The organism is Streptomyces sp. CA-106110, from assembly GCF_050936285.1.
Taxonomy (GTDB): domain Bacteria; phylum Actinomycetota; class Actinomycetes; order Streptomycetales; family Streptomycetaceae; genus Streptomyces.
On record NZ_JBNJNB010000001.1, the window covers coordinates 1,806,413 to 1,826,681 of the forward strand.

15 protein-coding genes and 1 pseudogene are annotated in these 20,269 nt (G+C 70.7%); 6 read left to right on the top strand and 10 right to left on the bottom strand.

The features are described from left to right. Positions 1–170: 170 nt before the first annotated feature. Together efeB and ACQEXA_RS08425 are read right to left on the bottom strand one after the other, a co-directional pair. Complete coding sequence (efeB, locus tag ACQEXA_RS08420) at positions 171–1,403, bottom strand: iron uptake transporter deferrochelatase/peroxidase subunit (RefSeq protein WP_432935575.1); 1,233 nt, start codon at positions 1,401–1,403, stop codon at positions 171–173. Beyond that, positions 1,400–2,602 carry an EfeM/EfeO family lipoprotein gene (locus ACQEXA_RS08425; RefSeq protein ID WP_432935573.1) on the bottom strand — a complete coding sequence of 401 codons (1,203 nt, stop codon included), beginning with the start codon at positions 2,600–2,602 and terminating at the stop codon, positions 1,400–1,402. The genes efeB and ACQEXA_RS08425 overlap by 4 nt, the downstream gene beginning before the upstream one ends. Positions 2,603–2,892: 290 nt before the next feature. On the opposite strand from ACQEXA_RS08425, the gene ACQEXA_RS08430 reads away from it, so the two are divergent. Continuing rightward, positions 2,893–3,843 (top strand): Ku protein, encoded by a 951-nt coding sequence (locus tag ACQEXA_RS08430; RefSeq protein WP_433129261.1) that lies wholly within the window; start codon positions 2,893–2,895, stop codon positions 3,841–3,843. A gap of 188 nt (positions 3,844–4,031) precedes the next feature. Here the strand turns inward: ACQEXA_RS08430 and ACQEXA_RS08435 are convergent, their stop codons facing one another. The 3 genes and pseudogenes from ACQEXA_RS08435 to ACQEXA_RS08445 all read right to left on the bottom strand — a co-directional run. After that, on the bottom strand, positions 4,032–4,508 hold the full coding sequence (locus tag ACQEXA_RS08435; protein WP_432935569.1) for an SHOCT domain-containing protein: 477 nt from the start codon (positions 4,506–4,508) through the stop codon (positions 4,032–4,034). 300 nt (positions 4,509–4,808) lie between these two features. Next, positions 4,809–5,450: an HdeD family acid-resistance protein gene (locus tag ACQEXA_RS08440; protein WP_433129263.1), complete on the bottom strand. Its 642-nt coding sequence runs from the start codon at positions 5,448–5,450 to the stop codon at positions 4,809–4,811. A gap of 151 nt (positions 5,451–5,601) precedes the next feature. After that, positions 5,602–6,107: pseudogene (locus tag ACQEXA_RS08445) on the bottom strand (hypothetical protein); the annotation flags it as partial. Positions 6,108–6,383: 276 nt separating this feature from the next. Between ACQEXA_RS08445 and ACQEXA_RS08450 the strand changes: the two are divergent. Both ACQEXA_RS08450 and ACQEXA_RS08455 read left to right on the top strand, forming a co-directional pair. After that, entirely contained in the window at positions 6,384–7,382 is a 999-nt protein-coding gene (locus tag ACQEXA_RS08450; RefSeq protein WP_432935567.1) for an NAD-dependent epimerase/dehydratase family protein, read from the top strand. Positions 7,383–7,655: 273 nt separating this feature from the next. Further along, on the top strand, positions 7,656–9,110 hold the full coding sequence (locus tag ACQEXA_RS08455) for a glyceraldehyde-3-phosphate dehydrogenase (protein ID WP_432935565.1): 1,455 nt from the start codon (positions 7,656–7,658) through the stop codon (positions 9,108–9,110). Positions 9,111–9,210: 100 nt separating this feature from the next. Here ACQEXA_RS08455 and katG read toward each other — a convergent pair whose 3' ends face one another. Next, positions 9,211–11,433, bottom strand: a complete 2,223-nt coding sequence (gene katG / locus ACQEXA_RS08460; protein ID WP_432935564.1) for a catalase/peroxidase HPI — start codon at positions 11,431–11,433, stop codon at positions 9,211–9,213. A 24-nt stretch (positions 11,434–11,457) separates the two neighbouring features. After that, complete coding sequence (locus ACQEXA_RS08465; protein WP_432935562.1) at positions 11,458–11,901, bottom strand: Fur family transcriptional regulator; 444 nt, start codon at positions 11,899–11,901, stop codon at positions 11,458–11,460. A 697-nt stretch (positions 11,902–12,598) separates the two neighbouring features. Between ACQEXA_RS08465 and ACQEXA_RS08470 the strand changes: the two genes are divergently transcribed. From ACQEXA_RS08470 to ACQEXA_RS08480, 3 genes are all read left to right on the top strand, one after another. Further along, the gene (locus tag ACQEXA_RS08470; protein ID WP_433129265.1) at positions 12,599–13,828 is read left to right on the top strand and encodes a zinc ribbon domain-containing protein; all 1,230 of its coding nucleotides are present in this window, start codon (positions 12,599–12,601) and stop codon (positions 13,826–13,828) included. 671 nt (positions 13,829–14,499) lie between these two features. Further along, positions 14,500–15,303 (top strand): CAP domain-containing protein, encoded by an 804-nt coding sequence (locus ACQEXA_RS08475; RefSeq protein WP_432935558.1) that lies wholly within the window; start codon positions 14,500–14,502, stop codon positions 15,301–15,303. Between the two features lie 134 nt (positions 15,304–15,437). Further along, complete coding sequence (locus ACQEXA_RS08480) at positions 15,438–16,823, top strand: MFS transporter (protein WP_432935556.1); 1,386 nt, start codon at positions 15,438–15,440, stop codon at positions 16,821–16,823. Between the two features lie 126 nt (positions 16,824–16,949). On the opposite strand, the gene ACQEXA_RS08485 is transcribed toward ACQEXA_RS08480, so the two are convergent. From ACQEXA_RS08485 to ACQEXA_RS08495, 3 genes are all read right to left on the bottom strand, one after another. Continuing rightward, positions 16,950–18,878: a helix-turn-helix domain-containing protein gene (locus tag ACQEXA_RS08485; protein WP_432935554.1), complete on the bottom strand. Its 1,929-nt coding sequence runs from the start codon at positions 18,876–18,878 to the stop codon at positions 16,950–16,952. A gap of 68 nt (positions 18,879–18,946) precedes the next feature. Further along, complete coding sequence (locus ACQEXA_RS08490) at positions 18,947–19,729, bottom strand: 3-hydroxybutyrate dehydrogenase (protein ID WP_432935552.1); 783 nt, start codon at positions 19,727–19,729, stop codon at positions 18,947–18,949. A gap of 54 nt (positions 19,730–19,783) precedes the next feature. Then, entirely contained in the window at positions 19,784–20,263 is a 480-nt protein-coding gene (locus ACQEXA_RS08495; protein WP_432935550.1) for an NUDIX hydrolase, read from the bottom strand. Positions 20,264–20,269 lie beyond the last annotated feature (6 nt).

The following is a 20,269-nucleotide window of genomic DNA, read 5'->3' on the forward strand; positions in this document are numbered from 1 at the left end:
TTCACCTTCCGGACACGAACGTCGTTGCGCCGTACGGTCAGGGATGTTTCGCCGGGCGGGCGGCACTTCGCTGGAGCGGTGATGGCGTGCACATGAACAGCGGGTCAGGGAAGCCAGAAGAAATCTTGACCGTGTATTGACCAACAACTCGGTAAGTTGTCTAGACAGGTTCAGCCGAGGAGCGTGCGTCCGAACCAGTCCGCGCCGTCCCGCACTCCCGGCAGCGCGAAGAAGTAACCGCCGCCGAACGGCTTGATGTAGTCGGTGAGCGGCTCGCCCGCGAGGCGGTGCTGCACGGTCTCGAACTGGCGGACAAGGTCCTGCTGGTAGCAGCAGAACAGCAGTCCCATGTCGAGGTTGCCGTTGCTGTCCAGGCCCGCGTCGTAGTTGTACGCGCGGCGCAGGATCCGCTGGTCGGCCGTGGCCGCCGTGCGCGGGTTGGCCAGGCGTATGTGGCTGTCCAGCGGGATGACATCGCCCTTGGGGTCGCTGGGGTAGTCGGGGGTGTCGTGCTCGGCGTTCCCGTCCAGGGGGGCACCGGTACCCCTGGCCCTGCCGAACATCCGCTCCTGCTCGCTGAGGGAGACCCGGTCCCAGAACTCCACGAGCATCCGGATCAGACGTACGACCTGGTAACTGCCGCCCACCGCCCAGTCCGGCTCGCCCATGCCCCTGCCCACCCACACCAGGCGGTTCATCTCGCGGGCGTCGGTGGGGTCGGGGTTGGCCGTGCCGTCCTTGAAGCCCATCAGATTGCGCGGGGTGCCGACGGGACGGGGCGGGCTGCTGAACCCGTCGAGGCGCCAGCGGACCTGCATGGCGCCGCGGGTGTGCCGGGCGATGTCACGCAGCGCGTGCAGCGCCATGTCCGAGTCGTCGGCGTGCAGTTGGAGGCTGAGGTCTCCGTGGCACCACTCGGCGCGCAGGTCGTCGTCGGGGAAGGCGGGCATGGCCGTCAGCCTGCGCGGGCGGCGGGCGGCCAGGCCGAACCGGTGGTCGAAGAGCGAGGCGCCCACGCCGACGGTCACCGCGAGCGCGCCGGCGGGCGGTTCCTCGCCCAGGATGCCGGAATCGGTGGGCGGACCGGTGATCCCGACGGCCGGCGGCGTTCCGCCCGAAGTCAGGAAGCGGGCGCGGGCGGTGAGGGTGCGCAGCAGATCGCTGAGCTCCTCGCGGCTCCCCGCGGTCACGTCGAGAGCGGCGAACGCGGTGACCCGGCGCGGGGCCGCGAGCACCGAGGCCTGACGGGTGCCGTGGAAGGGGGCGATCGGCGGCGGGCCCATGGGGTCGGCGCCGGTCGCCGGAGCGGCGGCGCCACCGGCGGCGAGCCCGGCACCGGCCAGGGCCGCTCCGCGCAGGAAGCCGCGGCGGCCGACTCTGCTCGCCTCGGAGGAGGTGCTCATACCGTCCTCCGCGGGTCGCAGATGGTCGCCACCGAGGCCAGCCGTTCGACCAGGTCGCCGAGGACCGCGTCGACCTGCTCGCGCCCGGTACGGTCCAGGCGGTTCAGCGGTGTCCAGGTGCCGCCGTGCTGGAAGCCGTCCAGGGTGCGCTGAGCGCGGTCGAGTTCCCGGTCGAGGGCGGGCAGGTCCGGGTACCGAGTGGTGAGCAGGGGGCGCAGCCGGGACAGGACGGCGCGGGTCCCGTCGATGCCCGCACGGGCCGTGGCGAGATTGCTGCCGCTGCCGTAGTCGGTCCGCCCGGTCAGCTCGAACTGCACCGTGTTCTCCAGGATCTCGTGCGCCCGCAGGCCCAGCTGCGCCGGGTCCATACGGGCCTGTGCCCAGTCGGCGCGCAGGGCGCCGACGTCCTTGACGAGGGTGGCCGCGGGGCCGCGCAGGGCGTCCGCGCTCTGGCCGTGCCACAGCCCGTACTCGAGGCGGTGGAAGCCGGTGAAGGACGGGTCGTGGACGCCGCCGGGCAGCCCCGCGTCGGTTCCGTTGATCCGCCCGTCCGCGTCGCCGAAGGCGTCGTAGGCCGCGCCGAGCCGCTCATAGGCGAGATGGGCCGGGAGCCAGGCCGTACGGGCCCCGGCGAGGTCCCCCCGGTCGATCGCACTCCTCAGCCGCCCGGTCAGCCCGGCCAACTCGTCCAGGCCTCCGGCGACCCACTTCTGGTAGTCGATCGCGAGGGGGATCAGATCGTGCTCGGTGACCGGGGCCGCCGCGGGGCCGGCCGTCCCGCCGGTGATGCGGACGGTGGGTCCGGTGACCGCGCCGGCGTCGTCCGGCAGACAGGTGAACGCGTACGAACCCGTGCCGAGACGGACGGTCAGCGACCGGGTGGTCCCGGGTGCGAGACCCTCGATCTCCCCGTACAGGGCCCGGCTGCGCGGGTCCTCCAGATAGACCTCCGCCGGGCCGTCCGAGGTGTTGTGCAGGTCGAAGACCTGCAGACCGGACACCGGCTTGTTCCAGCCGCGACCGCAGCCGCTCGGGGACACCTCGACCGTGGTGCGCGGCAGTCCGTCTGCCGCCGCCCGCGCCCGATGGGTCCCGCCGAGCGTGGTGACCAGCAGCGCCGCCATCAGGGCCAGGATGAGCAGGATCCCGCCCGCGGCCCAGATGCGGCCCCGTCGAGAGGTGAGGCCGGACACCGGCATTCCTCCGCGCCTCCCCGGACGACGTACGACGTACTGACGCGCCCTGAACCGGGCGCGAGCACCTCATGCTAGGCAGCGGCGCGGGCCCGGACAGCCCCGCACGGGGGATGATCACCAAGAGTTCCCTCGCGGTTAACCGAGTGCTTGCCGCGCAAACGGACCGCGAGCGGCCGACCGGCCCGCCGTGCCCGCGGCCGACGGCCCTCCTCCCGGTGGACGCCTTCACCATGCCGTGCACGGGGGCGCTCCGTAGGCTGGGGTGGTCTCGGTGCACGTCAGGGAGGTCTGCGATGCCCCGGAGCATCTGGTCGGGAGCGATCAGCTTCGGTCTGGTCACGATCCCGATCGACGTGGTCCCGGCCACCGAGGACCACAGCGTCCGGTTCCATCAGTACCACCTGAGCGACATGGGCCGCGTTCGCGTTCGGAAATACTGCGAGGTCGAGGATCGGGAGGTCTCGCAGGAGGAGATCGGCAAGGGCTACGAGATCTCCAAGGACCAGGTCGTCCCGGTGCTCGACGAGGAACTGCGGGCGCTGCCTCTGCCGACCGCGAGGGCCATCGAGATCGAGGGGTTCGTGCCGGCCGAGTCGATCGATCCGCTCCGCATCGGCGAGGGCTACTACCTCCAGGCCTCCGGTACGGTCGCCGAGAAGCCGTACGCCCTGCTGCGCAAGGCGCTTGTGAGGACGTCGAAGGTCGCGGTGGCCAAGTTCGCCTGGCACGGCAGGGAGCGGCTCGGTCTGCTGCGGGTGCGGGACGAGGCGCTCGTACTGCACGCGATGCGCTGGCCGGACGAGGTCCGCGACCCCTCCGAGCTGGTGCCGCCGGACGTGTGGCTGTCCGAGGACGAGATCACCGAGGCCGAGTGCCTCATCGAGCGCATGACCCGCGACGACCTCGAAGGGCCCGACTTCGCCGATCGCTACACCGAGGCGCTCGAGCAGGTGATCGAAGCCAAGCGGGAGGGCCAGGCACCGCCCGAGGCACCCGAGCCGGAGGCCGAGCCCGGCAAGGTGCTGGACCTGATGTCCGCGCTCCAGGCGTCAGTGACGCAGGCCAGGGCGTCCCGCGGCGAGGACACCCGGGCCGAGGTGCACGAACTCCCGAAGAAGAAGGCCGCCGCCAGGGCCGCGGCGAAGAAGGCGCCCGCCGAGAAGACCGCCGGCCGGAAGACCGCGAAGGAGACGGCGAAGAAGACCACGGCGAAGAAGACCGCCCGCCGGCCGCGCAGCGCCTGACCGGGCCCGGCCGGGTGGTCCGCCGGCCGGACCGAGCGGGAACCAGAGGTTCCCGCCCGTCGCGCGACCGGTCTCGTGGGTCACCGGGCCGGCCTGCTCGCCGGTCCCCGCCCCGTGACAAACACGGCCGACGCCCCGCAGTGCCGCGCCGTGCGACGCGTCCCCCAGGTAGGAGCCGGCCTGTGCGATCACCGCCTGGCCGATCCGGGGACCTGAGGCGACACGGTCGGCGAACCCGACGACCCGTGGCCCGACAGAACCAGTTCCTTCGCCCTGCGGAACTCCTCGTCCGTGATGTCGCCGCGGCCCCGCATCTCCGAGAGCTTGACCAGTTCCTCCGTACTGCTCGGGCTGCCCCGCCCGGTCGCCGTCTCCCGGATGTAGGAGTTCAGGGCCTCCTGCTGGGCACGCCTCTGTGCCAGTTCGCGGCGGCCCATGTCCTTGCCGCGGGCGACGACGTAGGCGAGGACGCCGAGGAACGGCAGCACGATCACGAAGGCCAGCCAGCCGGTCTTGGCCCAGCCGCCCAAGGAGTCGTCGCGGAAGATGTCGACGACCACCCGGAAGAGCAGCAAGAACCACATGACCAGCAGGAAGAACCACAGCATCGTCCAGAAGGCGCTCAGCAGTGGGTAGTCGTAGGCAAGGTAGGTCTGCTCGGCCATTTCCCTCCTCCGTTCCGGGCTTCCGCCCGACGGCTGCCGAATCCACCCTGCGCGCGGCGCCCGGCTGCGGCCTCACCCGACGGGGGTGAGCCTGGTGTTCCTGGCCGGTTCCCCAGGCGGCCCACGAGGCGGGCGTTCACCGTTCGCGCGTCGGGCCACTGGGCAGACCGGCTTTCTGCCGGTACCAGGACGAGGACGCGACGGCTTCGCCGAGGGCCAGACCCGCGACGGCCACCGGAAACAGGGAGATCAACCGGCCTTGGATTCCCGGGCCACGGCTCAGCACGTCGCAGACGGCGCTCAACCGGATCGGCCGGTGACGCCCACCTTGCGGAGTGCGTCCCGCCAGGCAAGAGCGACGATCAGCTCCGCCAGTCCGAGCAGCACCAGCCACAGGCCCAGCAGCCGGGTCAGGACGACCGCCGACGGGGCCGGCAGGGCCAGCACCACGAGCCCGGCGACCATGCCGAGGGCGCCCGCACCGAGGACGAAGGCCCGGTGCGGCAGGTCGCGGTCGGCGAAGGCCGTGTAGGCGGTGAGCATGCCGGATACGAGCCACACGGCCCCGACGACGAGCGAGAGAGCGGCGATGGTCTGCAACGGGTGCCTCAGGCACAGCACCCCGGCCAGGACGAGCAGCAGCGCCACGAGCAGGCGCGGCAGCCGCTCGTCGTGCTCCGCCCGGGAGAAGGCCCCGACGAACCGGAACGCCCCGGTGACCAGCAGGTACAGCCCGGTGAGGACCGCCAGGACGTGCAGGGTCTCGTGCGGCCAGACCAGCACCAGGATGCCCGGTATCAGGGTCGCGAGCGCCGAGCCGAGGATCAGCGTCCACGAGGAGGCCAGCCTGGCCGACAGTCCCGCGGAGTCGTCCCCCGTGACGGAGTCGCCGGAAAGGTGCTCGTGCGCACTTCGCGCCGCTGGACCCCGCGATACGGTCATGGCTCCTCCTCGCGCGATCGGTGCAGGTCACCGGAGAGCGCCGACGGCACGGCGGCCGGGACCCGTACAGATCAGAGTCCCGCTCGGAGTCGGGTGCCGGGTCACCCCTGACGGGTGAGGTCGTGGGCCGCCGCTGGTCCGGTCCCGGCCCCTCCTTGAGGACCAACTTGAACACGACGATCAGCAGACCGAGCACCAGACTGACCGCGGCGCTGACGACCACGAGGGGCCACGAGGCGCCCGCACGGCGTGCCCCGGCCCCCGACCACCCCACCTGTCCGGCCACGGCGAGTGCGAGCCAGAAACCGCCCTGTGCGTCCAGACCCAGCAGCAGGCCGACGGCCACGGCGACGGCCGGCGGGACGGCGGCCTTGACGATCGGCCACTCGTCACGGCAGACGTGCAGCACCACGCGGCGGTTCAGGGCCTGCTGCGCCAGACGGGCACCGAACAACTGGGCGTGCACATGGGCGATCCAGAACACCACGCCGGTGCTCAGCAGCAGCACCACCACTTCGACGCGGGGAATCGGCACGCGCCGACACCCACCACCACGGAGGCGGCAAGCAGGGATCCGTAGACACCGCCGGTGTAGTCCGTCCGGGCCCGGCGCTCGGCGATGCGCGCCTTCGCCCCGACGTCGTGCGCGTCGGACATCGCAGCCTCCCGGTGGGATCGGAGTGCCGAGCCGACGGAGTGAGCCCTCCTGGCCGAGTCGTTCCCCCTGCCGGGGCCGGCTGAAAGTCTGCTGGCAGGACGGCCGCGCAGCCCAAGATCCCGGCCAGCCACGGGCCGGCTGTTCACCTCACCGGACCAAGAGGCGCGCCGGCCGCTTCCGAACGGCGACCGCGTCCGCACCGCTCGGTCTTACGGAGCGGTGACGTGGTGGGCGGCACGGGGGTTCCGGCACCGCGACCGACCTAGCGTGGGCGTATGCGTGTACTGGTCACCGGCGGTGCCGGTTTCATCGGGTCCCAAGTCGTCGAGGCGCTCCGGGCGGGCGGCCACGAGCCGGTGGTGTTCGACGTGCGGGAGGGCACGGGCGCCGACGTGCGGAACGCGGACGCCGTCGCCCGTGCCCTGCCCGGCGTCGACGCCGTCTGCCATCAGGCGGCGCTGGTCGGTCTCGGCAACGGAATCGCCGACGCGGCCGACTACGTCTCCCGCAACGACCTGGGCACGGCGGTGCTGCTGACGGCGATGGCGGACGCGGGCGTACGGCGTCTCGTGCTGGCCGGGTCGATGGTCGTCTACGGCGAGGGGCGCTACGAGTGTCCGTGGCACGGGGCGGTACGGCCGGGCCCGCGGGCCGTCGCCGACCTCGCGGCCGGGCGCTTCGAGCCCCTGTGCCCGGCGTGCGGACAGGAGTTGTCCCCCGGGCTGGTCGGCGAGGACGCCCCGGCCGACCCGCGAAACGTGTATGCGACCACCAAGCTCGCCCAGGAGCATCTGGCGGCCGCCTGGGCCCGGTCCACGGGCGGCTCCGCCGTGTCGCTGCGCTACCACAACGTGTACGGCCCCCGGATGCCCCGCGACACCCCCTACGCGGGCGTCGCCTCGTTCTTCCGCTCCGCGCTGGCCCGCGGGGAGGCGCCACGCGTCTTCGAGGACGGCCGCCAGCGGCGTGACTTCGTGCATGTACGGGACGTGGCGGCGGCCAACGTGGCGGCGCTGGAGGTGGACGCGCCCGGGGGTGTGCTCACGGCGTACAACACCGGCAGCGGCGAGCCGCACACCGTCGGGGAGATGGCGCGGACCCTGTCCGCCGCCCACGGAGGTCCGGAGCCGGTGGTCACCGGCGAATACCGGCTGGGCGACGTACGCCACATCACCGCGGACTCCTCGCGCCTGCGCGCCGAGCTGGGCTGGAAGCCGTCGGTCGGGTTTGACGAGGGCATGCGCGAGTTCGCGCGGGCGGGACTTCGCGGGTAGACACCCCGGACCGGTGGCGGGCGGGGCGCGTCGTCTCTCGGCCGCGGGCAGCGTCACCTCGAAGCGGCAGCCGCCGGGGCCATTGCGGACGGCGGCGCGCCCAGCTCCTTGCGCCGCGAGGCCTGTTGCTCGCCGAGACCGGCTCCCTGGACATCGACGAACGCCCCCGGAAGCGCGCGGGCATCTGGCCACTGATCAGCTGGGGACACCATCTGAAGATCGAAAAAGCGGGCGGCTACCATATGAGCACCGCCTAGCTCGAAAGATAAACCTGTGACTGTCAATGACGACTCGTTCACCAATTGGAAGATCCGCGAGGAGATCGCGGAGTCGATGATCCCGATCATCGGGAAGCTGCACCGCGAGCGGGACGTCACCGTCCTGCTGCACAGCCGCTCCTTGGTGAACAAGTCGGTGGTCAGCATCCTCAAGACCCACCGATTCGCCCGGCAGATCGCCGGTGAGGAGCTCTCGGTCACCGAGACGCTGCCGTTCCTGCAAGCTCTGAGCACGCTCGACCTCGGCCCTTCGCAGATCGACATCGGCATGCTCGCCGCCACCTACAAGGCCGACGACCGCGGTCTGTCCGTCGCGGAGTTCACCGCCAGGGCCGTCGCGGGCGCCAGCGGTGCCAACAAGCTCGAGCGCGGCGAGGGACGCGACGTCGTCCTGTACGGCTTCGGCCGCATCGGCCGCCTCGTCGCCCGTCTGCTGATCGAGAAGGCAGGTTCCGGCAACGGTCTGCGGCTGCGTGCCATCGTCGTACGCGGCGGCGGCGACCGGGCCGGCGAGGACCTCGTCAAGCGGGCCTCGCTGCTGCGCCGCGACTCGATCCACGGCCAGTTCCAGGGCACGATCACCGTGGACGAGGCGAACAGCACGATCATCGCCAACGGCAACGCGATCAGGGTGATCCACGCCGCCGACCCGGCCGAAGTCGACTACACGGCGTACGGCATCAAGGACGCCATCCTCATCGACAACACCGGCAAGTGGCGCGACCGCGAGGGCCTGTCGCAGCATCTGCGTCCCGGTATCGACAAGGTCGTGCTGACCGCGCCCGGCAAGGGCGACGTGCCCAACATCGTGCACGGCGTCAACCACGACATGGTCAAGCCGGACGAGCGGATCCTGTCCTGCGCGTCCTGCACCACCAACGCGATCGTCCCGCCGCTGAAGGCGATGGACGACGAGTACGGCGTGCTGCGCGGGCACGTGGAGACCGTCCACTCGTTCACCAACGACCAGAACCTGCTGGACAACTACCACAAGTCGGAACGCCGCGGCCGCTCCGCGCCGCTCAACATGGTCATCACCGAGACCGGCGCCGCCTCCGCCGTCGCCAAGGCGCTGCCCGACCTCAAGGCGAAGATCACCGGCAGCTCGATCCGCGTCCCCGTGCCGGACGTCTCGATCGCCATCCTCAACCTGCAGCTGGCGCGCGAGACGACCCGCCAGGAGGTCCTCGACCACCTCCGTGAGGTATCGCTGACCTCGCCGCTGCGCCGCCAGATCGACTTCATCAGCGCTCCCGACGCGGTCTCCAGCGACTTCATCGGCTCCCGCCACGCCTCGATCGTGGACGCGGGCGCTCTCAAGGTGGAGGGCGACAACGCGATCCTCTACCTCTGGTACGACAACGAGTTCGGCTACTCCTGCCAGGTCATCCGCGTCGTCCAGCACGTCTCCGGGGTCGAGTACCCGACGTACCCGGCGCCGGCGGTCTGACAAGGACGAAGGCCCCACCCAGGTGGGTGGGGCCTTCGTCAGGACCGGGAACGTCCGGGCCGGCCGGCACAGGCCGGGCCGGACGTCATGGCCGGTACGGTCAGACGAGGTCGAACCGGTCGAGGTTCATGACCTTGACCCACGCGGCGACGAAGTCGGCCACGAACTTCTCCTTCGCGTCGTCGCTCGCGTAGACCTCCGCGAGCGCCCGCAGCTCGGAGTTCGAGCCGAAGACGAGGTCGGCACGGGTGCCGGTCCACTTGACCTCGCCGGTGGCGGCGTCGCGGCCCTCGAAGGTGTTCCCGTCGCCGTTCGCCGACGACCAGGCCGTACCCAGGTCGAGCAGGTTGACGAAGAAATCGTTCGTCAGGGCCCCGGGCGTCGCGGTGAGGACACCGTGCTGCGACTGCTGGTGGTTCGCGCCCAGGACACGCAGGCCGCCGACGAGGACGGTCATCTCGGGGGCGCTCAGGGTCAGCAGGTTCGCCCGGTCGAGCAGCAGGTACTCGGCCGGCAGCCGGTTGCCCTTGCCGAGGTAGTTACGGAACCCGTCCACGGTCGGCTCGAGGGCGGCGAAGGACTCCACGTCGGTGTGCTCGTCGGTCGCGTCGACACGGCCCAGGGCGAACGGCACCTCGATCTCGTGCCCGGCGTCCTTGGCGGCCTTCTCGATCGCCGCGCCACCGCCGAGGACGATCAGGTCGGCCAGGGAGACCTTCTTGGCACCGGACTCGAACTCCCGCTGGATGCCCTCCAGGGTGCGCAGCACCTGCGCCAGACCGTCGGGGTCGTTGACCTCCCAGCCGCGCTGCGGCTCCAGACGGATGCGCGCACCGTTGGCGCCGCCCCGCTTGTCGCTGCCACGGAAGGTGGAGGCCGACGCCCAGGCGGTGGACACCAACTGCGCGACGGTCAGCCCCGAGTCGAGGAGCTTGGCCTTGAGCGCCGCGATGTCCGCGGCGTCCAGGACCTCACCCTCGGCCTCCGGCAGCGGGTCCTGCCACAGCAGGGTCTCCGCCGGCACCTCCGGACCCAGGTACAGCGACTTCGGGCCCATGTCGCGGTGGGTCAGCTTGTACCAGGCGCGAGCGAAAGCGTCCGCGAACTCCTGGGGGTTCTCGTGGAAGCGGCGGGAGATCGGCTCGTAGATCGGGTCGAAGCGCAGCGCCAGGTCCGTGGTGAGCATCGACGGCGCGATCTTCTTGGCGGCGTCGTGGGCGTGCGGCACCGTGCCCTCGCCCGCCCCGTCCTTCGGCTTCCACTGCTTGGCGCCGGCCGGGCTCTCGGTGAGCTCCCACTCGTAGCCGAAGAGGTTGTCGAAGAAGCCGTTGCCCCACTGGGTGGGCGTGGTGGTCCAGGTGACCTCCAGACCCGAGGTGATCGCGTCAGCGCCCTTTCCGGTGCCGTACGTGCTCCGCCAGCCCAGGCCCTGCTCCTCGATGGAGGCGGCCTCCGGGTCGGGGCCGACGTTGTCCGCCGGGCCCGCGCCGTGGGTCTTGCCGAAGGTGTGACCACCCGCGATCAGGGCGACCGTCTCCTCGTCGTTCATCGCCATCCGGCGGAACGTCTCACGGATGTCGCGGGCCGCGGCGATCGGGTCCGGGGTGCCGTTGGGGCCCTCCGGGTTGACGTAGATGAGGCCCATCTGGACGGCGCCGAGGGGGTTCTCCAGCTCACGGTCGCCGGTGTAGCGCTCGTCGCCGAGCCAGGTAGTCTCGGGACCCCAGTAGACGTCCTCCTCCGACTCCCAGACGTCCGCACGGCCGCCGGCGAAACCGAACGTCTCGAAGCCCATCGACTCCAGCGCGACGTTGCCGGTGAGGATCATGAGGTCGGCCCAGGACAGGCTCTTGCCGTACTTCTTCTTGACCGGCCACAGCAGACGGCGGGCCTTGTCCAGGTTCCCGTTGTCCGGCCAGCTGTTGAGGGGGGCGAAGCGCTGCTGACCGGCACCGGCGCCGCCGCGGCCGTCACTGATGCGGTAGGTGCCCGCGCTGTGCCAGGCCATCCGGATCATGAACGGGCCGTAGTTGCCGAAGTCGGCGGGCCACCAGTCCTGCGAGGTCGTCAGCACCTCCGCGATGTCCCGCTTCACAGCCGGGAGGTCCAGGGCCTGGAAGGCCTCGGCGTAGTCGAACTCCTCCCCGAGCGGGTTGGCCACGGCCGGGTTCTTGGCGAGGATCTTCAGGTTGAGCCGCTCCGGCCACCACTGGCGGTTTCCACCACCCTGGGTCGGGTGCAGGGCGCGCCCGTGCGCGACCGGGCAGCCACCTCCGTCCTCCGTCTTCGCGTCGGTGACGATGGCGTCGTGGTTCTCAGACATGGAAATCCTTCCGAGCTGGGCGGATCACGGTGCTGAATTGCGGGCGGTGGAACAGTTGGGGCACAGGCCCCAGTAGATGACCTCGGCCTCGTCGATCGAGAAGCCATGGTCGTCGGACGCGGTCAGGCAGGGCGCCTCGCCGACGGCGCAGTCCACGTCGGCGACGCGACCGCATGACCGGCACATGACGTGGTGGTGGTTGTCTCCGACGCGTCCCTCGAACCGCGGCGGGCTCCCGGCCGGTTCGATCCGGCGGACGAGTCGCGCGGCGGTGAGCGCGTGGAGGGCCTCATAGACGGCTTGAAGCGAGATGTGGCCCACACGATCGCGCACCCCGGAGGCGATGGCCTCAACGCCGAGGTGGTCGCCGTCCCGGACGGTCTCGAGCAGCGCGACACGGGCCGCTGTCACCCGCAGGCCGGCACCGCGCAGCTCCTCGGCGATGGTCGGGGTCTGGGATGCGGTCATGACGCTCAACCTAGTCCCATAAACACGAAGGCTACAAGCAAACGAAAGGTTCAAGTCTGGTGGCGTGTCAGGGCGCCTGCCGGGTCTTGTTGACCTGCTTCTTGAGCGCAAGCCCGGGCGTTTACGCCCGGGTTAGCTCATCCCGAGCCCGGAGCCGCGCAGCGGCGGAGGACGCTCCGTTTCGCTTATGGGGCGACTGGTTGTCAGTCGTATGCCTCAGCCTTCAACTGGTATGTCGATAGGGGCAGTCTGCAGGCTCGCGATGTCGGTTGCGCCCTGTACGGTTGCCGGGACCGTGGGGGCAGGCGTTGATGCGGGGGTGTTGGCAATGTCGGGGAGTGCAGAGGTTGAGCAGAAGGTTGTTCCGCCGGCGGTTGCCGCGCGCCTTGCGTCGCTGAAAGCCCGGAAGGAAGCTGGCCTCGTCGGTCGTACAGCGATCGTTCCCGTCTGGCTGAACCGCGCAGATCACGTGCGTGCTCACGAAGGGTGCCACACTGCGGCGGGGCTATGGAATAGGACCGTGGCATGGCTGCGCAGCGAGTGGGAACGGGGTGAGACTACGAACAAGGAAGACGTTCGCCGGTTCGTCACCTCACTTCCCTCCGAGGCCCGTCCGTTCCATGCACACACCGCGCAGGCCATCGCGTACGACTTGTGGGATGCAGTCACGACATCGCGTACGAACCGCTCTCAAGGTTTGAAGGCGCGTGTGCCCTGGCGGGAGAAGAAGTACCGGCCGCTGTCGTTCTCCGCCAAGTTCGGCTGGCGGATCACGCCCGAGGGACGACTTGCGCTCTCCCTCGGCCGCGGCCGCGGGCGGATCGTGCTGCCACTGCCGGAGGTGCGCTCACGCGACGGCCGACCCGTTTCGCCGGGTGACTGGGGCGAGATACGTCTGTGCTGGGACCGGAACGGCAGGTCGTGGTCCCTGCACATCGCCTACTCCGCACCTGGAGACGCCCTGCCGGCCCCTGTTGAGGGCCGGCCGACGGTGACGGTCGCGATCGACGAGGGGGTCATCAACCCGATGACGCTCGCCGCACCGCTGCCGGACGGAAGCATGAAAGTCCTGGTCCTCAACGGCCGGCAGGGCCGTTCCGTGAAGCGGTACCGGAACAAGGCCGTCGCACGGCTGACGTCCCGCATGTCCCGATGCAAGAACGGCTCCCGTAAGCACCGGCGCCTGCAGGCGGCGAAGAAGCAGGTCGAAGCAAAGACCGAGCGGCGGCTGCACGACTTCGACCATCAGGTCTCCGCGAAGGCGGAGAAGTTCACGCGTGAGGTCCACGAGACGTGGACCGAGCACCACCAGACGGTGTCCGGGCCGGAGACCGTCGTCGGCGTGCGCCTGGTCGCCGGCGACGTACGCGGCATCGAGCAGAACACGAACAAGAAGCGGCGGGCGTCGAGGTCCACGCGGCAGCAACTGTCGCAGTGGTCCCGGGGCCGGCAGGAAGACTTCCTGCAGTACAAGACGGGGCTGAAACTCGAGCACATCAGCGAAGCCCACTCCTCGCAGACGTGCCCGAAGTGCAACACGCGGACGAAGGTCCGCGGCCGCGACTACGTCTGCAAGAACAAGAACTGCGGGTTCTGGTGCCACCGGGACGCCGTGGGCGGCGTGAATATCCACACGCTTGCCGTCAACGACGGGACGTTCGTCCCGGACCCTGACCTCCGGGTGGAGGTCACGTATCGCCGGTCCCAGGCCGGCTGGAGCCCGCTCCAGCGGTCACTGCACGCCTACCACCAGGACGTCCTCGGACGCGCTGGCACGGGGGCGTGCAGGGAAGAACGGCGTAGCGCCCAGAACCGGGCCACCCCCGCAAGCAGTACCGCGGCGGGTGTAGCTGTCGACTGCGCTGCTCTTTCAGACGACCCCACCACCCGCAAGGGTGCTGGCAGGGCATCCGCCCACGCCGCCTGAAGCGCATAAGGCAGAAGCCCCGGCCTTCAGGCCGGGGAGGTTCACCTTGAGATTCCGCTCGCATGTCGCGAGTGCCGCGCATCCACTGAGGAGCACGTACTGATCCCGGCGGTCCGCTCGCCACGATGAAAGAACGAGCGCACGCAGCCCTCGGTAGTCGACGGGCGGGCGAATCACCCCGGCGCCAGGGCTTCACACAACGCACACGCGACGCTCCCCGGACCCCCTCCCGCCCGCACCCGGCAGGACAGGAGGGCGCGGTTCCGTGATATCCGCCACACCGCTTCGGGAACTAGGGGTGCCGGGTAGTAGACGCATTCCCGACGACATATGGGATTTGTCCGGCTTGGCGTTGCGGCCCGTCGCGCCGGGCTCGGGGTGGTCCCGGCGCGACGGCGCTCTCCCTCGTAGTCGTCGCCCAAAGACTTCTGACGGGCCGACAGGATTTCGATGCGTCCGGACGAGCCCGTCAGCACGCTCCCGCACGCGCGGCAAGGGCCGCCCGAGCCTACGAAGCGAGGTAGTGGAGGGGGGCGGGAAGGCCCTTTGCGCTCGGTGTGAACCGGTCCTAAGAATGGCGACCCCGGACTACGTCTCCGCAGTTCGTCAGCGGAGTCTGCGCAGAGCCAGCCGCACAAGGGGCGCTCGGCGACTACCGAGTGAGGTCACGCATGAGCAAGCATCGCAAAGAGAAGCGTCTCCGGCGGATAGCCATCGCCGCGGCCGCCATAGCCGCCGTGGGGGTGCCGTCCGTCGCGGTGGCCTGCGCCGACTGGGGGAACGGCGGAGGACACCAGGCCTCCAGCGCCCCGAAGCAGCCGGCCGAGGTCAAGGGCTGGTGGAACAACTCCGACTGGTACCACGACTGGACGGCCGACGGGCACAGCCAGCCCACCGCGGCGGCGTCGAACACTCCGACCGCCACTGCGCCCGCCCCCAGGACTACCGCTCCGCAGCTCAAGGCCACCGCGCCCACGCACCCCAGGAACACCGTGGCCCCCGCGCCGAGGACCACTGCCCCTTCCGCTCCGAAGACCACCGCCGCACCGGCAGCGACCCCCACGCCGTCGAGCACCCCGGCAGCGACCGCCACGGCGCCCGCGACGGTCGCCCGCATCGTGGCACTCGTCAACGCCGAGCGCAGCAAGGTCGGCTGCTCGGCGTTGACCCTGAACGCGACCCTGACCAAGGTGGCCCAGGCACACAGCGAGGACATGGCGGCCCACAGCAACATGTCGCACACCGGGTCGGACGGGTCTTCCCCGGGCGACCGGATCACGCGCGCCGGCTACAACTGGAGCAGCTACGGCGAGAACGTCGCCTACGGCTACGCCACGCCCGAGGAGGTCATGGCGGGCTGGATGTCCAGCCCGGGTCACAAGGCCAACATCCTCAACTGCTCGTTCAAGGAGATCGGCGTCGGTCTGGCACAGCCCGACAGCTACTGGACCCAGGACTTCGGAGCGGCCCGGTAAGGGGGCCGACATAGGGGCTGCATGGATAGACCGTCCACGAACTATGTAGTCCCGCCACATGTGCGCCTGACCTGCAACTTCCTACGGTGTGCCGACACGTACCCGTCCCCACCGCACACGAGGAAGTGGCGCACATGGCCTCCGCAGCATCCGCTCCCCCAACAACCGCCAATCTGAAGCGCATCGTCGCCGCCAGTCTCATCGGCACCACCATCGAGTGGTACGACTTCTTCCTCTACGGGTCCGCGGCCGCGCTGGTCTTCAACAAGCTCTTCTTCCCCGACTCCGACCCGCTGGTCGGGACCCTGCTGTCGTTCCTGACGTACGCGGTGGGCTTCGCCGCCCGGCCGCTCGGCGCCCTGGTCTTCGGGCACTACGGCGACCGGCTCGGGCGCAAGAAGCTGCTGGTGCTGAGCCTGCTGCTGATGGGCGGAGCGACCTTCGCCATCGGACTGCTGCCCACGCACGCCACGGTCGGCAGCGCCGCGCCCGTCCTGCTCACGGCACTGCGCTTGGTGCAGGGCTTCGCGCTCGGCGGCGAGTGGGGCGGCGCCGTCCTGCTGGTGTCGGAGCACGGTGACAAGCGGCGGCGCGGTTTCTGGGCCTCCTGGCCGCAGACCGGCGCACCGGCCGGGCAGCTCCTCGCCACAGGTGTGCTGTCGCTGCTGACCGCCGAGCTCTCCGACAGCGCGTTCGGCTCCTGGGGATGGCGCATTCCGTTCCTCCTGTCCGGTGTGCTGGTGATCATCGGTTTGTGGATTCGTCTGTCTGTCGATGAATCGCCTGTGTTCCAGCAGGCGCTGGCGCAGGCCGAGGCCCGTAAGGCGGCCGGCGAGGGAAGTACGGAGAAGCTGCCGCTGCTGGCCGTGTTGCGCCATCACTGGAAGGACGTGCTCATCGCCATGGGCGCGCGTATGGCGGAGAACATCAGCTACTACGTGATCACCGCGTTCATCCTGGTGTACGCCACCACGTCGGCCGGTGTCTCCAAGCAGACGGCGCTCAACGCCGTCCTCATCGCCTCCGCCGTGCACTTCGCCGTCATCCCGGCCTGGGGCGCGCTCTCGGACCGGATCGGCCGCCGGCCCGTCTATCTTCTGGGCGCGGCCGGGATCGGCCTGTGGATGTTCCCCTTCTTCTCGCTGATCGACACGGGTGGCTTCGGGAATCTGGTCATCGCGGTGACGGTCGGCCTGGTGCTGCACGGAGCGATGTACGCGCCCCAGGCGGCCTTCTTCTCGGAGATGTTCGCGACCCGTATGCGCTACTCGGGCGCGTCCATCGGCGCCCAGTTCGCCTCGGTGGCGGCCGGCGCGCCGGCTCCGCTCATCGCGACTGCGCTGCTGTCCGACTACGGCAGCTCCACTCCGATCGCGCTGTACGTCATAGCGGCCTCGGTGCTCACCCTGATCGCCGTGGGCGTCGCGAAGGAGACACGGAACCGCGATCTGGCCCGCGTCGACTCCGCGGCCGAAGCGGAGCCCGTGGAGGCACCTGCGGCGGATGCGCGTACCGCCTGACCTCCAGCTCGTGAGCCCGGCCCCGTGCGCCTGCGCGTGCGGGGCCGGTCCGCGTCGGCTGCCGCGGGCACAGGCGTCAGGCCCGTACACGGGCAGCGCCCTGAACGGCGGGGACGGGCGCTCGGGTCAGCGGGCGGCAGGTGACAGCGACAACCGGTACAGCCGCAGGGCCAGTTGTATCTCCAGAGCGCGGGCCGGGCTCTGCCAGTCGTCGCCCAGGAGCCGGCACACCCGCTCCAGACGCTGCGCCACGGTGTTCACATGGACGTGCAGTTCGTCCTTGGTGCGCGCCGGGCTCATCCCGCACGCGAAGTACGCGTCGAGGGTGCGTACGAGGTCGGTGCCGCGCCGCTCGTCGTAGGCGACGACCGCACCGATCGTGCGTTCGACATAGCTTGCGATGTCCCGGTCCCCGGCGAGCAGCAGTCCCAGGAAGCCGAAGTCCTCGGCGGCGGCCCCGTCCCCGGCGCGGCCCAGCAGGCGGAGCGCGTCGAGGCAGCGCTGCCCCTCCGCGTAGGCCGCAGCCACCAGTTCGGGGCGGCCGGCCAGGCCCTCCAGGGGTGCGGACGCGCCGACGGTGACCTTCTCGTTGACCGCTGTACCCAGTTGTCCGGCGGTCCGGCGGGCGACGTCCGTCGCCGTGTCGCCCGGCTCCAGCGGCAGCAGCAGAACCGTACCGCCGTCACGGGCGGCGGCCAGACCCTGCCGGGTGGCCGCCAGGTGGGACGCGGCGGACCACAGACGGCGGCGAGCGGCCGCTTCCTGGTCGGCGTCGGCCGGCGCGCCGTCGAGGCGGGCGGCGAGCACCACATGGGTGGCGTCGAGGTCGGCGCGCAGCCGTGCCGCGCGCTCGCGCAGCACCCGTGGGTCGCGGTCGCGGGCGTCGAGGAGGTCGTCCAGCAGCTCACCGCGCACACGCTGCTCGGCCTCGGCGGCCGAACGGCGGGCGAGCAGCAGCAGGGAGGTGACCATCGCGGCACGCTCCAGGGTGCGCTGGTCGACCGGATCGAGCAGCGGATGCCCGCGCAGGACGAGCGCGCCGAGCAGTTCCCCGCCGGCCGCGACGGCGGCGATCCAGTCGTCCCCGTGCCGCACGGCGTGGCCCTCGGCGCGGGAGGCCTCGAGGGCGGCGGTGGGGGCGGCGCCCGCCTCGCCGAACTCGACCGTGCCGGCGAGGACCTGGGAGACGGCCGCTGCCACGTCGTGGACGCCGCCGCCGCGCAGCACGAGTTCGGCGAGCCGGTCGTGGACGTCCGAGGCGCGCTCGATGACCGCGCTGCGGTCGCGGATAATCTCGTGGGCGCGGGCGAGCCGGTCCAGGGCCGACCGTGTCTCGGTGAGCAGATTCGCGGTGTCGATCGCGGCGGCGGCCAGCGCGGCGAACGAGCCGAGGAGCGCGATCTCCTCGCGCTCGAAGACCCGGGCACGCCGGTCGGCGGCGAAGAGCACGCCGATCACCTGGGGGCCGATCATCAGGGGGACGCCCAGGATCGCCACGAGCCCCTCGTCGCTGACGCCGCCGTCGATGGTCCGCGTGTGCTGGAAGCGGCCGTCGTTGAAGTAGTCCGGAGTGACATAGGGACGGGCGGTCTGGGCGACCAGCCCGCCGAGCCCCTCCCCCATGCCGAGCCTCAGCTGCTGGAAGCGCGCGGCGACCGAGCCCTCGGTGACCCTCATATAGGTGTCGCCCGCCTTCTCGTCGTGCAGCGTCAGATAGGCGACATCGGTGCTCAGCAGGGACCTGGCGCGCTGCACGATCGCCTGGAGGACGCCGTCGACGTCCCTCGGCCCCGCCAGGTCGTGGGCGGTCTCGAAGAGCGCGGACAGCTCCGCCTCACGGCGGCGTCTGCCCTCCATCTCCGCGCGCACGCGCAGTGCCAGCCGCTTGGCCTGCTCCAGCGCCTCGACCCGCTCCGCGGGCAGGCCCTCGGCGCGTGCGAGCAGCGCCGGCTGCTCGTACGCGTCGGCCGACGCGCCGCGGGCCAGAAGCTCCAGGAACGGCGCCTCGGCACAGGTGCCGGGACGCTCCGGGGACTGTACGTGATCGCGAGACATGCCCCCAGGATGGACCACAGTCGGCCCGCCCCGACCTGCCCTGTGGACAACTTCTGGCATGCCCCCGCTCAGTGTGCCGTCCACCCGCCGTCGAGGACCATGGACGTGCCGGTCACGAAGGAGGCCGGTGGGCTGCACAGATAGGCCACCGCCTCGGCGACCTCCTCCGGCTCGATCAGCCGCTTGAGGGCGCTGTCCTGGAGCAGCACCTCGGACAGCACGCGCTCTTCGGGGATTCCGTGCGCCCGGGCCTGGTCCGCGAGCTGTTTCTCGACGAGGGGCGTGCGCACGTACGCCGGGTTCACGCAGTTCGAGGTGACTCCATGGGGGGCGCCTTCCAGCGCGGCTGTCTTCGAGAGCCCTTCGAGTCCGTGTTTGGCGGCGACGTACGCGGACTTGAACGCCGAGGCACGCAGTCCGTGGACCGACGAGATGTTGACGATGCGGCCCCAGCCCTGTCCGTACATATGGGGCAGCGCCCCGCGGATGAGCCGGAACGGAGCCTCCAGCATGACCGTCAGCACGGTGTGGAAGACGTCGGGCGGGAACTCCTCCAGCGGGCGGACCAACTGCAGTCCCGCGTTGTTGACGAGGACATCGGTGCCGGCCGCGGCGACTTCGGCCGCGTCCAGGTCGGTCAGGTCGAGGACCTGCGGTTCCACGCCGCCCGGGAGGCCGTGGGCGGCGCCGGTGAGGTCGTCGAGTCCGGCGGCGTCCCGGTCGACCGCTCTCACCTTGGCCCCGGCGGCGGCCAGCCGCAGCACACAGGCGCGGCCGATGCCGCCGGCGGCACCGGTGACGAGGGCGGTGCGTCCGCGAAGGTCGAGGGTGGTGAAGTGGGGCGCGGTCATGGGTCGACCCTAGACACCGCCCCTCCCCCACCCCATATGGTCACCACCCATACTTCACAAGGAATTGGTGGGGCTGAACCATGTGGGTGCATCCGACAGCGCCTGCTTGATCCGAAGCAGTCCGAACTCGTTCAGCTCCGGCAGCGCGTCCACCGTGAACCAGCCGACGTCCAGCGACTCGTCGTCGTTGACACGCGCCTCGCCGCCGACGGCCCGGCAGCGGAACGTGATGTCCATGTACTGGCACTGGTCGCCGTTCGCGTACGTCACCGGCTCCAGGGCCTGCACCAGCACGACCCGTTCGGGGACGCAGCGCACCGCCGTCTCCTCGTACACCTCGCGCTCGGCGCAGGCCGCGGGCTGCTCCCCCGGCTCCGGAATGCCGCCGATCACCGACCACCTTCCGGTGTCGGCGCGGCGCCCCAGCAGCACCCTGCCGTCGTCGTCGAAGACGATGGCCGTGACGCCCGGGAGCCAGAGCAGCTGATGACCGGCGTCGGCACGGATGGTCTGGATGAAATCGGGAGTAGCCATGGCCAG